This window comes from Sphingomonas sp. ASY06-1R (assembly GCF_052180265.1).
Lineage (GTDB): Bacteria > Pseudomonadota > Alphaproteobacteria > Sphingomonadales > Sphingomonadaceae > Sphingomonas_I.
This window is the reverse complement of sequence record NZ_CP197464.1, coordinates 2,586,476-2,600,148: the sequence shown is the minus strand read 5'-3', so window position 1 is coordinate 2,600,148 and position 13,673 is coordinate 2,586,476. Positions and strand designations below refer to the sequence as shown.

Genomic DNA, 13,673 nt, shown 5'->3' with positions numbered 1-13,673 from the left:
CTTGTGATTGGGTAGGGCGGTTGCCATAGCGTGTCCATGCTGACCGCAATGGACATCGTCGTCCTGCTCCTGATTGGCGGCGGGGCGATCCTGGGGGTACTCCGCGGTTTCGTCACGGAGGTCCTGTCGCTGTTCGCGTGGGGCGCGGCGATCTTTGCGCTGAAGATGCTGCATGGCCCGGTTTCGGGCCTGATGGTCCACATCGTCCATAATCCCAGCGGTGCCGCCGTGTTGGCCTTTGCCCTCGTGTTCGGTGTCGTCTTCTTTGGCGGCAAGATGGTCGCGGCATCGCTTGGCCGGCGCACCCGAACGTCGGTGCTCGGCCCATTCGATCGCGCCTTGGGGCTCGGCTTCGGCGCCCTAAAGGGCTTGCTGGTGGCAACCGTGCTCTTCCTGGGCGTCAACCTCGTCTACGATACCGTCTATGGCGGCAGATCCGAGCGTCCCGGCTTCATTCGCACGTCGCGCACCTATCCCCTGCTGAACGCCAGCGGACGTGCGGTCGTCGATTGGGTGCAGCATCGCCGTACGCGCGCGTCCGATCCAGGTCCCGAGCCCGACAATGCGCAGACCAACAGCGGGGGCTTCCGGTGACGGAGACCTTATACAATAGCGAGATTTTGAAGCTCGCGACCTCCATCCCGCATCAGACACGCCTCGCGGCTGCGCAAGGTACGTCGGAACGGCGTTCGCCGATCTGCGGCAGCCGGATCACCGTGGACGTGACGCTGGGTCCCGACGGCCGGATCGTCGGCCTGGGTCAGGAGGTGCGTGCCTGTGCGCTGGGGCAGGCCTCGGCATCCCTGATGGGTGCGCATGCAATCGGGCGCAATCTGGCCGAGCTGATCGAGGCGCGCGACGCACTTGCTGCCTATCTTGCGGGGCAACGCGACGATCCGGGCGATTGGCCCGGGCTGCAATTGTTCGCGCCGGCGCGTGCGCATAGCGCGCGCCATGCATCGATCCGCCTGGCATTCGAGGCCGTCACCGAAGCGGCAGAACGTGCGCGCACGGCGGAGGCAGCATGAACGAGACGCTCGTTACCGATGGCGTGATCATGCTGGGGGTCGCGCTGGCCTTCGTGCTGCTGTTCCGCAAGCTCGGGCTCGGCGCCACGCTGGGCTATATCGTTGCGGGTGCGCTGATCGGGCCGCATGCGCTGCGGCTGGTGGACGGCGCGGAAACGAAGCTCGGGATCGCGGACCTTGGCATAACATTGCTGCTGTTCCTGGTCGGCCTGGAGCTTAATCTGACCCGCCTGTGGCGGTTGCGCCGGGACATATTCGGCTTCGGGCTTGCCCAGGTGGCGCTATGTGGTGCCGGCCTTGCCGTCGTCATCTACTTTATCGGCTTTACGTGGCAGGCCGCGCTCGCGCTGGGGCTGCCGCTTGCCTTGTCGTCGACCGCGCAGGTCCTGCCGATGCTGCGTTCGGCGGGGCGTTTGAACACGCCCTTCGGGGAGCGGGCGTTTTCCGTCCTGCTGTTCCAGGATTTGTCGATCGTCCCGCTGATCACGATCATTGCCAGCCTGTCGCGCGCGCCGGCCGATCCGGCCGCGCCTCCGGGCTGGTTGCTGGGTCTGTATACGGTCGGCGCCGTAGTCGGCCTTGTTCTGGCCGGGCGTTACCTGCTCAATCCGCTCTTCCGCCTGATCGGCGGCATGGGCGAGCGGGAGCTGTTCATCGCTGCCGGGCTGTTCACGGTGCTTGCGGCGTCGGCGGTGATGGAGCTGCTGCACATCTCCACCGCGCTCGGCGCATTCATCGCCGGCGTGATGCTCGCGGACTCGCCGTATCGGCACGAACTGGAGGCCGACATCGAGCCATTCCGAACGGTGCTCCTGGGGCTGTTCTTCCTGGCGATCGGCATGAACCTCGATCTGCATGCCATCGTCGCCCGGCCGATGTTCGTCATCGGCATGGCGCTGGCGGTCGTGGCGGTGAAAGCAGCGCTGATCTTCCTGGTGGCGTTGATCTTCGGGGTGGAACGACGATCGGCGTTCGCGCTCGGCTTGCTCCTCAGCCAGGGTGGCGAATTCGGCTATGTGTTGTTTGGCCAGGCCGCCGCGGGCCTGTTGATCCAGCCCGATGTTGCGAGCCTGTTCAGCGCGATCGTGACCCTGTCGATGGTAACGACGCCGTTCCTGATGATGGTGGCCACGCGATTCAATCGCCCCAAGGGCGCGGTCAAGCGGGACGATCTGGACGGACCGGAACGCGCCGCACAAGCTGCCGCCATTGTCGTGGGATATGGACGGTTCGGCCAGACCGTATCGCAGATGCTGATGGGCGCCGGCATCTCCGTGACGATCATCGACAGCGATGCGGAGATGATCGACATTGCCGCCCGTTTCGGCCTGAAGGTCTATTATGGCGACGGCACCCGCCTGGAATTGTTGCAGCAAGCCGGTGCCGATGAAGCGCGGACGATCGTCTTTGCGATGGACAAGGATCAGCTCGACCGGGAAGAGTTGGAAATAGCGCTGAAGACCTTCCGCCAGGCCGCCATTTTCGTCCGCGCCTATGATCGCCGCGCGTTGATCAGCTATCGCGGGCTGGACACCGTTGCGGTCATCCGGGAGGTGTTCGAAAGCGCTATCCTGATGGGGCGCAAGACGCTGCAGACGCTGGGCGTCCATGATGACGTGATCGTGCGGATCGAGCAGGCCTATCGCGCACGCGATACGGAAAGGCTGCGGGTGCAGGCGGAAAGCGGCCTCTTCTCGCAGGAAGCGCGCTCGTTATTCTCGCCAAGCAAGCTGCTGTTGCTGGAAGACGAATTGTTGCTGGACGACAAGAAGTGACGGGCAGCGTTCTGGTGCGTCTGGCGGCATTGTCCGGCGCGGTCGCGATCATGGCAGGGGCGTTTGGAGCGCATGATGCGGCGGGCAAGCCAGCCGAATGGCTGCGAACCGGCGGCGAATATCAACTGATCCATGCCGTTGCGGCCATCGTTGCGGTTCAGCTTGGCACAAGGTGGCCCGCGGCATTGCTGCTCGGTGGATCGGCGCTGTTCGCAGCGACGCTCTACGTCATGGCGCTGGGCGGCCCCCATTGGCTCGGCGCTATCACCCCCTTGGGCGGACTAACCATGATCGCGGGCTGGCTGATGCTGGCATGGCGGGCGGCGGTTTCCCGTCAGGAGATTTGAAGATGAAATACTGGACTTGCCTGGCGTTCGCGGCCTTGGCCTTCCCGGCGGTGGCATCCGCCCAGAATTGGAAGACGGCGAAGCGGATCGACATCGACCTCGCCGATTTCAAATATACCCCAAACCGTATCGTGCTGCGCCATGGGCAGCCTTACATTCTGCACTTCGTGAACCGCGCGCGTGGCGGGCATGATTTCTCGGCCAAGTCGTTCTTCTCGGCGGCGCAGATCAGTCCGGGTGATCGTGCCAAGGCCTATCGCGGCAAGGTTCAGCTACGGGGCGGGGAGAGCGCTGACATTCGTGTGATTGCGCCCGCCGTGGCCAATTACGACGTTCATTGTTCCCACTTCATGCACGATACCTTCGGTATGACCGGCGTGATCGCCGTGCAGTGATCGCCTGCCCACTTAGCGCCGCAAGCGGATGAGCAATCTTCTGAACATGCTTGCGGTGCGGCTGCACCAGGCCGTGATGGAGCCGGCGCTGGTGCTGTTTCGACGCGCATCGCGTCTACGCGCGTTCGGAATGACCGATGGCGAGCGCGTGGAAACGCGCGTGGCCTGGCATCGCCCTGAGGACTGCCGGACACCGTGCCCGCTGCATACGGACCAGGTTCCCAAATTGCTGCGGCGCTATGCTGCGCCGTCCGATCCCGCAGGCGATCGCGCCGCGGCCATCCGGCTGACGCCGATGGTGATCGATCTGGATCGGCTGGGCGATTTTGCCGCCTTCGAGCGGGTGCTCAAGGAACGATCGTCCCGCACCTTATCCAAGATCCGTCGCGCGCAACGGATGGGCTATACGGCGCGGCAGTTCATGCTCGCCTCGCATGTCGACGATCTTCACGCGATCAAGACGTCGATGGCGTTCCGCGCCGCGGGCCCGGTGATCGACCGATGGCTGCTGAAACCCCATCATGTCGGTCGACCGGCGACCGAGACCTTGCCCGTGGCGGCGCCGTGTTGCCCCGTTCACTGGACGATCTGGTGGGGCATTTTCGCGCCTGAACCGGGGCACAAGCAGGGCGAGGTGGAAACCGCAGAGCGGCTGGTCGCCTATGTGAAGATGATGCGCCTCGGCGACGTGGTCCACTATACGGAGATCATGGGACACAGCGATCGCCTCGGCGACGGCGTGATGCTGCTGCTCCATCATCAGATCGTACGGTGGCTGATCGAAGCGCCCGAGCCCGCCGCGCGGGACGCGCATATTTTGCTGTACGGGGCGGCAGAGCATGGCGGCGACGGCCTGCTCACGTGGAAGAAGCGGGCAGGATTCCGGCCCGCCAAGTTACGCGTCGCGCGCGCCCGCTAAGCCGCTGCGTGCGCTACCTGCGCCGCTCGTCGTCCAGGAAATGCGCGACGTGCTGAAGATCCACATCCTTGGCCAGGAATGTCTGGCCGATACCGCGTGCGAGGAGGAAGGGTAGCCGCCCGCCCGCCATTTTCTTGTCATGCGCCATATGCCCGACCAGCGTTGCACCGTCGGCATCGACATGCGCTTCCGCCAGCGTGGTTGGAAGGCCGGCATCGGCCAGATGTCGCGTAACGCGGGCGGCGTCCTGACCGGAACATAAGCCCGTAGCCGCCGAAAAGCGGAACGCCAGGGCCATGCCACAGGCCACGCCCTCACCGTGAAGGAGCAGGTCCGAGAATCCGGTCTCCGCCTCAAGCGCATGGCCGAAGGTGTGGCCCAGATTGAGAAGGGCGCGGGTGCCGGTTGTCTCACGCTCATCGGCGGCGACGACGCGCGCTTTGGCGGCGACGCTATGTGCGATCGCATGACTGCGCGCATCGGCATCGCCCGCCAGCAGCTTTACTGCATGGGCTTCGCACCAGCTGAAGAATTCGAAATCGTCGATCAGGCCATATTTGACGACCTCGGCATATCCCGCCCGTACTTCCCGCGCCGCCAGCGTATCGAGCGTGGTCGGATCGATCAGGACGAGATCGGGCTGATGGAAGGCGCCGACCAGATTCTTGCCGGCGCGGGTGTTGATCGCAGTCTTGCCGCCTACCGAGGAATCGACCTGGGCCAGCAGGGTCGTCGGAACCTGCACGAAGCCGCAGCCGCGCTTCAGGATGGACGCGGCAAAGCCGACCAGATCACCGATGACGCCACCGCCCAAGGCGATGATGCGATCGCTGCGTTCGACACCCTCGTCCAGCAGGCGATCGGTCAGCCGCTCCAGCACCGGCCAGCTTTTGGTCGCCTCGCCCGCGGGCAGGATGATCGGCACGATCTCGATATCGGCGAGGCCAGCGGCGAGGCGCGGCAATTGCGTTGCGGCGACATGGTCATCGGTGACGACAATCAGCCGATCGCGGCGCGCCAATGGCGCCAATTGCGTCCTGGCATCATCCAATAATCCCGCCGCGATCAGGATCGGATAGCTGCGTTCGCCCAGGCCCACGTCTACTTTCATCATTGGCCAAGCGCTTTCAGGATCGCGTCCACGGTCGCTTCATGTGGCGAGGGACGGCTGCGGATATGGATGGGTGCCAGAGCGTAGATGGGATTGCGAACCTTGGCGAGCGCAGCAAGCTTTTCGCGGGCATTCCCCCCCTTCAGCAAAGGGCGCGATCCAGCGCGGCGGGCAACCCGCTCCGCCAACACCCGCACGTCTGCATCCAGCCAGATTGCCGTCGCACGCTCCAGGATAAGCGAGCGGGTATGATCGTCCATGAAAGCGCCGCCTCCCGTCGCGATGACCTTGGGCGTGCCATCGATCAGGCGCGCAATCACCCGCCGTTCCCCATCGCGAAATTCCGCTTCGCCATATCGCTCGAACATCTCCGCGATCGTCAGGCCGGCCGCCTCTTCGATCTCATGATCCGAATCGACAAAGGAAAGATGGAGCCGGCTCGCCAGCCGGCGTCCAACCGTGGATTTGCCGGCCCCCATCAAACCGATCAGCACGATCGGACGATCGATCATGCCCGGCTGAGGATTGGTGGCTGGCAACATGCCGGGGCTATACACAGGCGCCCTGGGTCGGGCAAAAGCGCGATCGCGAATGATTTCTTGAAGGATGCCAAACTTGCCGCGCCCGATCCTTATTCTGCTGATCCTCCTGGTCGTCATCGTCGGCGCCATGTTCGCATTGTCGGGGCTGGACCGTCCGGTGCCACTTACGCATGTCGAACAGCCGGTGACGAATGCATCGGCGCACTAAACGACTTGTCGCGGCGCTGGCGGGTACGGCCAGCCTGACCCTTGCCCTGCCGGCGATGGGGCAAAGCGGGCCGCAATCGATTCTGCCGCCCGGCTTCGGCAACGCGCCTGTCCGGCCGGAAACGCCACCGCCCGCCAATGCAAACGGGCAGGGGCCGGCCGCCGGTACGATTGTGCCCCCGGTCTCGCCCAATGCGGACGAGGCGGTTGCGGTGTCGACTCCGTCGCTGCTGCCGTCCGACATCGGCGATCTGGCAGACGCCGAAGTCAAATTGCCCGACGAGATACCGGACGATTCGCGGCGTCCGCTGGAGCGCGTCGGCACGGATGCGATCTATGGCGAAGATGCTTTCGGTGCGGCGGACGGGCGCTACATCGTCACCCTGATGCGCCGCATGCAGGCGCCTATCGCATCGCGCTGGGCGGAAATCATGCTGCGCCGGGTGTTGCTGGGCGTAACCCCGGCACCGCCGGGCGAGGGCAAGGCGGACTGGGTCGCGGATCGCGCGGCCTTGTTGCTGCGGATGGGCGAAGCAGACGGCGCGCGGATGCTGGTGCAGAGCGTGGATGTCGATCGCTTCAGCCCGCGGCTGCGTCGCGTTGCCATCGCCACTGCGCTCGCAACGTCGGATCCGCAGGGGCTGTGTCCGCTGCCTGACGGCAGTGAGGAGGTCGGCGGACAGCCTGCCTGGCCGATGATCCGGGCCATGTGTGCCACCATGGCCGGCGATCAGGCGACCGCCAACGCCACGATCGGTCGCGCGCCGTCGGGCGATCCGATCGATCATGCGCTGGCGGAGAAGCTGGTGGCGGCCGGTGGCGGCGGCCGGCGGCAGATTCAGCTGGAATGGGCTGCGGTGGATTCGCTGACGGACTGGCGGTTCGGCCTGGCGACCGCGCTGGGCGTCACAATACCCCAGAACCTGCTCGATTCTGCGCCGATATCCTTCCAGGCTTGGCTGGCCCGGTCACCCTATCTGACGGCGGCAGACCGGATCGGTCCGGCCCGCCTTGCCGCAGCCTTGGGCATATTTTCCAACGCGGATCTGGTCGATCTCTACGGTCGCGTGATGGACGAGGCGGGCGATCAGGACACCAACAGTCCGGCCGGGCGGCTGCGCGCCGCCTATCGCGGCGATGACGATGATGCCCGGATCGCCGCGATGCACGCGCTCTGGGATGCGGCCAACAATGGGGAGGGCAATGAGCGGGATCGCTATGCCGCGTCGATCCTCACCGCGCGTGCCGCAGAGGGGATCATTCCCTCGGCCGGGCTGAAGGACGATGTCGCGCCGCTGTTGGCGTCGCTCTTTTCGGCGGGCTTCGACTTGCAGGCCGAACGCTGGGCGAACGTTGTGAATGCGGCGAGTGGCGCGGACGGGGATCGTGCCTGGTCGATCCTGGCCGTTGGCGCGAGCAGGCCGGTCATGGAGGTCGATTCCGGCCGGGTCCGCAAGTTCATCGATCGCGCCGGATCGTCGGGATCGCAGCGTAGCGCCTTGCTGATCTCGGCCCTCGCCGGTCTGGGGCGGCTGCCCGACGCGGACGCGGCCAAGCTCGCCGCGCGCGTCGGCGTGACGCTCGGGCAGCCAAGTGTCTATGGGAGCGCGTTGCGGCGCGCCGTTTCGGGCGGGCAACGCGGCACGGTGGCGCTGCTTGTCGCCACGGGCATGCAGGCACCGAATTGGAACGGGGTTCCCGCCGCCGATTTCTACCAGATGATCAGTGCGCTGCGCGCGGTGGGTATGGAAAATGAGGCGCGCATGATTTCGGCCGAGGCAATGACGCGGTTGTGACCATGATCGCATCACGCGGCGACGATCCCGCCCTGATCGATCGTTTCCTCGAGATGATGGCTGCGGAAGCGGGTGCGGCGAAGAATACGCTGGCTGCCTATCGGCGGGATCTGGCCGGTGCATCCGAATTGCTGGGTGGTACATTGGGATGCGCCACGTCCGGCGCGCTGGTGCAATTGGGCGAGCATTGGCTCCCGCTCGCGTCGAGTAGCGTGGCCCGGAAGGCGTCCGCGTTAAGACGGTTCTTCGCTTTTCTGGCGGAGGAGGGGCTGCGCGCCGACGATCCATCCGATGCGCTGCCCCGGCCCGGTGTCGCCCGCACGCTGCCGCGTATCCTGGATCATGCGGACGTCGATCGGCTGTTCGCGGAGATTGCGCGGCGGCTGGAGATTGACGGCTCGCCCGCCAATTTGCGTTTGTCGGCTTTGGTCGAACTTCTCTACGGATCGGGGCTGCGCGCCACCGAGCTGGTATCATTGCCGCGCAACCTGATCCGGCACGATCAGCCCTTCCTCATCCTGCGCGGCAAGGGTGGACGCGAACGGCTGGTTCCGATTTCGGATCGCGCCCGTGCGGCAGTGGCATCCTATGCCGCCACGCTGCCGCGCGAGGGCGCCTGGCTGTTTCCGTCTGGAAAAGCCCATCTCAGCCGCGTCCGATTGTTCCAACTGCTGCGTGCGCTCGCCGCGGATGCGGGTATCAATCCGGAACGGGTGAGCCCGCATGTGCTGCGTCACGCCTTCGCAACGCATCTGCTGGAGGGGGGCGCGGATTTGCGCGCATTGCAGACGATGTTGGGGCATGCCGACATCGCCACCACGCAGATTTACACCCATGTCGATGGCCGGCGGCTGGTTGAACTGGTCAATCAAAGACACCCGCTCGCCGACGCGCCGTTAAGCGCACGCGTTGACGCTGGCCGCGACCACTCCTAACGGCGCGCCATGGCTGCATTCCTCGAATTCGAAAAACCCATCGCCGAGCTGGAGGCGCGCATCGTCGAGTTGCGGGAGACCGCCGACAATCACGACGGCGCGCTCGACATCCAGGCGGAAGTCGCAAAGCTGCAGACCAAGTCGGATCGGTTGCTGCGCGAGACCTACGCGAAGTTGACCCCGTGGCAGAAGACGCAGGTTGCCCGCCACGCCGAGCGACCGCATCTCAAAGATTATGTCGCCGGCTTCGTCGAGGATTTCATGCCGCTGGCGGGCGACCGCGCGTTCGGCGAGGACCAGGCGATCGTCGGGGGGCTGGGCCGGATCGGCGGACGTCGCGTCATGGTGATCGGCCATGAGAAAGGCGACGATACCGCCAGTCGCATCAAACATAATTTCGGCATGGCCAAGCCCGAAGGCTATCGCAAGGCGATCCGGCTGATGCGGCTGGCCGAACGGTTCAAGCTGCCGGTCGTCACCTTGGTCGATACCGCCGGTGCCTTTCCCGGCATCCAGGCCGAGGAACGCGGCCAGGCAGAGGCGATCGCCCGTTCGACCGAGCAATGCCTGGCGCTGACCGTGCCGATCGTCGCTATCATCGTGGGCGAGGGGGGATCGGGTGGTGCAGTCGCGTTGGCGGCGGCCGATCGCGTGCTGATGTTCGAACATGCCATCTATTCGGTAATCTCGCCCGAAGGCGCCTCCTCCATTTTGTGGCGGGGCCCCGAGAAGGCCGCCGATGCGGCCGAGGCGATGAAGATCACCGCGCAGGATCTGGAGAAGATGGGCGTGATCGACCGCATCGTGCCCGAACCCGTCGGTGGCGCACATCGTGACCGGGCCGCTGCCATTGCCGCCCTGGGCAGTGTTATCGAAGAAGAATTGGCGGAGCTGGAAGGGTTGAGCGGGGCCGCGCTGCTCGAGAAGCGGCGCGCCAAGTTCCTCGCTATCGGATAAGGCAGGCGTGAACTTCCTCGCTGTCGCCGCGGTGGCATTGATCGATGCCGACGGTCGCTTGCTGGTCCAACAGCGCCCCCCCGGGAAACCGTTCGCGGGCTATTGGGAATTTCCGGGCGGCAAGGTCGAGCAAGGCGAAACGCCGGAAGCCGCTTTGATCCGGGAAATCAAGGAGGAGCTTGGGATCGATGTCGAGGCAGCCTGCCTTGCGCCCGCTACCTTTGCCAGCGATCGGCAGCCTGGTGGCGACCGGCACATGGTTCTGCTTCTCTATGTTTGTCGCAAGTGGCGGGGCACCCCCCAATCGCTGGAGGGGGGCGTCGTGAAGTGGGTGCGCGTCCAGGATCTGTACGGCCTGCAGATGCCGGGCCCGGATCGACCGCTGATCGGACTGCTCGAAGCGTTACTCTGACGGCGGACGCAGCGCTTCGGCGAGCGATGTCTTGCCCGAACCGCGGCGCGCAGGCTGGGGCTGATCGGGGCCAGGCGACCAGCCGGTCATGAAGACCAGCTCGAACCGTTCCCGCACCCGGCCATCCGCACCCGCCTGCGCCCCGAACGCCTCGCTGAGGTGGACAAGCCGGCCCCGGGTCAATGGCGGCCGGACGCCTTGAAGCAGGTTGGTCGCGGCCATGCCGCGGAGATCGGTCATCAGGCGAAAGGGATCGGCATAGCCGACGTCGAGCGGCTCGCTGTCAGCGACGGGCAGGGCAAAGCCCGCGCGGGTCAAAAGATCACCCGCCGCGCGCACGTCGATCAGCGGATGAACGCGTTGCGGCACGGCACCGCCCGCGGCCTGATCCGCCGCCAGCAGGGCCTTCTTCAACCGTGGCAGGCTACCCGCTCCGACGAAGCCCGCCAGAAACAGCCCGTCGGGCTTGAGCGCGCGGCGACATTGAACCAGCGCGCCGGGCAAATCGTTGACGCTGTCAAGTATAGCGGCCGAAACGATCAAATCGAAACTTTCCGACGCGAACGGCAGCCGATCCTCATCGCACTGGATGCCGCCGGCGGCGAAGCGCGCGCCGGCATCGGCGGCGACGACCTCGATGCCCCGATCGCGGAGCGCGCACGCCATCGAACCGTCCGCGGTCCCAAGATCGAGCGCATGTTCGAAGCGGCGCGTCACCAGGTCGAGCCGGTCGAGCAGCCCTTCGACTATGGCATCGCGCAGGAAGCTATAGTCGCCAAACCGGTCGGCGGCGCGATCCCGCCGCATGCGGCGCAGGCTTCGGTCAAAGATTTCAGGCGGCTCCACGGCGGGGGGCTTGTGCCCGCTCGTGGCGCAGCGGACAAGCGCGGCATGTCGCTTTTGCCGATGCCCCGCCTGCTGCGCTTATTCTTGCAGGCCATTGTCGCATTTGCGCTACCACCGCGCTGCCCCGGGTGCGGGACCGTTGCGGCGGAGGATCATGTGTTCTGCCTCGCTTGCTGGCAGGCGCTGGATTTCCTCGGCGGGCCTGCCTGCGGGCAATGCGGGGAACCGATCGAGCTTGCCTATCATGACGAAGCGCGCTGCGGCGCCTGCCTGGCCGATCCGCCGCCTTTCGACCGGGCACGCGCGGCGGTCGCTTACGGACCGATCGCGCGCGCACTGGCGCTGAAACTGAAATATAGCAGGCGACCCGGCGTCGCACAGACAATGGCGCGGCCGATGCGGCGCGTGGGCGGGGCGATGCTGGACGGCGCTTTGATCGCGCCGGTCCCTTTACATCGTCGACGCCTTTGGTCGCGGGGCTATAATCAGGCCGCGTTGATCGCGCGGGCGCTGGTGCGGGACGGAACGGGGGAGCTGGCGCTGGATCTGATCGATCGTCTCAAGGCGACCCCGCCCTTGCGCGGCCTGGGCAGGCTTGCCCGTGAGCGCACTGTCGCAGGCGCCTTTCGCCTGGACCCGAAATGGGCACAGGCCGTGAAGGGACGGCGGGTTGTTCTGATCGATGACGTCTATACGACAGGATCCACGGTCCGGGGCTGCGCGCGCGTGCTGAAACGCGCCGGTGCGAGTGAGGTGAACGTCCTTTGTTGGGCTCGCGTGCTGCGGGATCACGAGGAGATGCGTTGACAGGGGGTAGGAGCGACCACAGATCGGTGGAAAGGAGCATCCATGCCCAAGGTTGAAGTTTATACGAAGATGTTCTGCCCCTATTGCGTGCGGGCGAAGCGCCTGCTGGACGAAAAGGGCGTGTCGTATGAGGAGATCGATATTACGATGGGCGGCCCGCGACGCGGCGAGATGATCGAGCGCGCCAATGGTCGCACCACCGTGCCGCAGATCTTCATCGGCGAAACCCATGTCGGTGGGTCCGATGATCTCGTCGCATTGGAGCGTCGCGGTAAACTCGATCCCCTGCTGGCGGACTGATGCGCGCTGCCATTTATCAGGCGAATACCGGCATCGATCCCCTACTGGGCGCGCGTGCCCTGGTAGAGGCGGCGGAGCGCGCGGCGGGCGCAGGGGCGGATATGCTGTTTTCGCCCGAAATGAGCGCGGTGCTCGACCGCGACCGTGCACGCGCCGCCAGTTCGATCGTGACCGAAGCCGAGGATGTGGCGCTGGCGGCCATGCGCGAGACGGCCGCCAAATATGGTCTGTGGGTGCATCTGGGTTCGCTGGCGATACGGAATGAAGCGGGCGACGATCATTTTGCCAACCGCGGCTATGTGATCGACGATACGGGGGCGATCCGCGCCCGCTATGACAAGATGCATCTGTTTGACGTCGACCTGCCGGACGGTCAGTCCATTCGCGAATCCGCTGCCTATCGGGCGGGGCGGCAGCCGCTGGTCGTGGATACGCCGTGGGGCCGGCTCGGGCTGGCAATCTGTTATGACGTGCGCTTTCCCGATCTCTTTCGCGCGCTGAGCGATGCCGGCGCGACGATCTTCTCGATCCCGGCCGCCTTCACGAGGCCTACCGGTGCGGCGCATTGGCATATATTGCTGCGGGCGCGCGCTATCGAGGCCGCGGCCTATGTGGTCGCTGCGGCGCAGACCGGCAAACATGCCGATGGCCGCGAAACCTATGGCCATTCCCTGGTCGTGGATCCCTGGGGCGCGGTGCAGCTGGATATGGAGGACGATGTCGGCGTGAAGCTCGTGGAGTTGGACGGTGCGGCCGTGCTCGCCGCGCGCAGCCGAATTCCGGTGCTGGAGCATCGTCGCGCCATTGCCGCGGCCGAGGTCGCACGATGATCGTTTTCGATCTGGCCTGCACCGACGGACATGTTTTCGAAACCTGGTTCGGCTCGTCCGACGATTACGAAAATCAGCGCGGTCGCGGGCTGGTATCCTGTCCGATCTGCGGCATCAGCGAGGTCAGCAAGGCGGTAATGGCGCCCAATGTTGCGCCTAAGGGCAATGCCGCGAGTGCGCCGGTTCCGGTTCAAACCGGCACTGCTCCCGCCGAAATGAAAGCAATGTTGGCGGCGTTGGCCAAGATGCAGGCGAAGGCGCTGGCGAGTTCGGAGCATGTAGGGCCGCGTTTCGCGGATGAGGCGCGCGCCATACATGACGGGGATGCGCCCGACCGCCAGATCCACGGCCAGGCGACGCGCGAAGAGGCCAAGGCCCTGATCGAAGACGGCATTGCCGTGACGCCGCTGCCGCTGCCGATCGCACCGCCGGAAACGCATCATTGATGGCAGGCGTTGACCCGATG

The 13,673-nt window shown here is 65.5% G+C and carries 18 protein-coding genes; 15 read left to right on the top strand and 3 right to left on the bottom strand.

Annotated elements, in window-relative coordinates; translation table 11 throughout:
* Positions 1-39 precede the first annotated feature (39 nt).
* From ACSBM8_RS12510 to ACSBM8_RS12485, 6 genes are read left to right on the top strand one after another with little or no spacing between them, the layout of a single operon-like run.
* Positions 40-594: a CvpA family protein gene (locus ACSBM8_RS12510; protein ID WP_442681586.1), complete on the top strand. Its 555-nt coding sequence runs from the start codon at positions 40-42 to the stop codon at positions 592-594.
* Positions 591-1,028, top strand: a complete 438-nt coding sequence (locus ACSBM8_RS12505; protein WP_442678344.1) for an iron-sulfur cluster assembly scaffold protein — start codon at positions 591-593, stop codon at positions 1,026-1,028. Before ACSBM8_RS12510 ends, ACSBM8_RS12505 begins: the two co-directional genes overlap by 4 nt.
* Positions 1,025-2,803: a cation:proton antiporter domain-containing protein gene (locus ACSBM8_RS12500; protein WP_442678343.1), complete on the top strand. Its 1,779-nt coding sequence runs from the start codon at positions 1,025-1,027 to the stop codon at positions 2,801-2,803. The genes ACSBM8_RS12505 and ACSBM8_RS12500 overlap by 4 nt, the downstream gene beginning before the upstream one ends.
* Positions 2,804-2,853: 50 nt before the next feature.
* Positions 2,854-3,150 carry a DUF423 domain-containing protein gene (locus ACSBM8_RS12495; RefSeq protein ID WP_442681585.1) on the top strand — a complete coding sequence of 99 codons (297 nt, stop codon included), beginning with the start codon at positions 2,854-2,856 and terminating at the stop codon, positions 3,148-3,150.
* 2 nt (positions 3,151-3,152) lie between these two features.
* Positions 3,153-3,545, top strand: a complete 393-nt coding sequence (locus ACSBM8_RS12490; protein WP_442678342.1) for a plastocyanin/azurin family copper-binding protein — start codon at positions 3,153-3,155, stop codon at positions 3,543-3,545.
* Between the two features lie 28 nt (positions 3,546-3,573).
* Entirely contained in the window at positions 3,574-4,464 is an 891-nt protein-coding gene (locus ACSBM8_RS12485) for a hypothetical protein (RefSeq protein WP_442678341.1), read from the top strand.
* A gap of 13 nt (positions 4,465-4,477) precedes the next feature.
* Here the strand turns inward: ACSBM8_RS12485 and aroB are convergent, their stop codons facing one another.
* Positions 4,478-5,578, bottom strand: coding sequence for a 3-dehydroquinate synthase (gene aroB / locus ACSBM8_RS12480; RefSeq protein WP_442678340.1), 1,101 nt, complete (start codon positions 5,576-5,578; stop codon positions 4,478-4,480).
* Positions 5,575-6,117, bottom strand: coding sequence for a shikimate kinase (locus ACSBM8_RS12475; RefSeq protein ID WP_442678339.1), 543 nt, complete (start codon positions 6,115-6,117; stop codon positions 5,575-5,577). The genes aroB and ACSBM8_RS12475 overlap by 4 nt, the downstream gene beginning before the upstream one ends.
* A 73-nt stretch (positions 6,118-6,190) precedes the next feature.
* On the opposite strand from ACSBM8_RS12475, the gene ACSBM8_RS12470 reads away from it, so the two are divergent.
* From ACSBM8_RS12470 to ACSBM8_RS12450, 5 genes are read left to right on the top strand one after another with little or no spacing between them, the layout of a single operon-like run.
* Positions 6,191-6,325: a hypothetical protein gene (locus ACSBM8_RS12470; RefSeq protein ID WP_442678338.1), complete on the top strand. Its 135-nt coding sequence runs from the start codon at positions 6,191-6,193 to the stop codon at positions 6,323-6,325.
* The gene (locus tag ACSBM8_RS12465) at positions 6,309-8,120 is read left to right on the top strand and encodes a hypothetical protein (RefSeq protein ID WP_442678337.1); all 1,812 of its coding nucleotides are present in this window, start codon (positions 6,309-6,311) and stop codon (positions 8,118-8,120) included. The genes ACSBM8_RS12470 and ACSBM8_RS12465 overlap by 17 nt, the downstream gene beginning before the upstream one ends.
* A 2-nt stretch (positions 8,121-8,122) precedes the next feature.
* Positions 8,123-9,055 carry a tyrosine recombinase gene (locus ACSBM8_RS12460; protein ID WP_442681584.1) on the top strand — a complete coding sequence of 311 codons (933 nt, stop codon included), beginning with the start codon at positions 8,123-8,125 and terminating at the stop codon, positions 9,053-9,055.
* A 9-nt stretch (positions 9,056-9,064) separates the two neighbouring features.
* Positions 9,065-10,012 carry an acetyl-CoA carboxylase carboxyltransferase subunit alpha gene (locus ACSBM8_RS12455; protein ID WP_442678336.1) on the top strand — a complete coding sequence of 316 codons (948 nt, stop codon included), beginning with the start codon at positions 9,065-9,067 and terminating at the stop codon, positions 10,010-10,012.
* A gap of 7 nt (positions 10,013-10,019) precedes the next feature.
* Positions 10,020-10,424, top strand: coding sequence for a (deoxy)nucleoside triphosphate pyrophosphohydrolase (locus tag ACSBM8_RS12450; RefSeq protein WP_442678335.1), 405 nt, complete (start codon positions 10,020-10,022; stop codon positions 10,422-10,424).
* Here ACSBM8_RS12450 and ACSBM8_RS12445 read toward each other — a convergent pair.
* A complete protein-coding gene (locus ACSBM8_RS12445; RefSeq protein WP_442678334.1) occupies positions 10,416-11,231 on the bottom strand; it encodes a methyltransferase domain-containing protein in 816 nt (271 codons plus the stop codon). The genes ACSBM8_RS12450 and ACSBM8_RS12445 overlap by 9 nt on opposite strands.
* 84 nt (positions 11,232-11,315) lie before the next feature.
* Here ACSBM8_RS12445 and ACSBM8_RS12440 point away from each other — a divergent pair, with 84 nt between their 5' ends.
* Genes ACSBM8_RS12440 through ACSBM8_RS12425 form a run of 4 tightly spaced genes read left to right on the top strand, consistent with a single transcriptional unit; the run spans position 11,316 to position 13,653 of the window.
* Complete coding sequence (locus ACSBM8_RS12440) at positions 11,316-12,077, top strand: double zinc ribbon domain-containing protein (protein WP_442678333.1); 762 nt, start codon at positions 11,316-11,318, stop codon at positions 12,075-12,077.
* A gap of 42 nt (positions 12,078-12,119) precedes the next feature.
* Entirely contained in the window at positions 12,120-12,377 is a 258-nt protein-coding gene (gene grxC / locus ACSBM8_RS12435; protein ID WP_442678332.1) for a glutaredoxin 3, read from the top strand.
* Entirely contained in the window at positions 12,377-13,207 is an 831-nt protein-coding gene (locus tag ACSBM8_RS12430; RefSeq protein ID WP_442678331.1) for a carbon-nitrogen hydrolase family protein, read from the top strand. Before grxC ends, ACSBM8_RS12430 begins: the two co-directional genes overlap by 1 nt.
* Complete coding sequence (locus tag ACSBM8_RS12425; RefSeq protein ID WP_442678330.1) at positions 13,204-13,653, top strand: DUF1178 family protein; 450 nt, start codon at positions 13,204-13,206, stop codon at positions 13,651-13,653. Before ACSBM8_RS12430 ends, ACSBM8_RS12425 begins: the two co-directional genes overlap by 4 nt.
* Positions 13,654-13,673 lie beyond the last annotated feature (20 nt).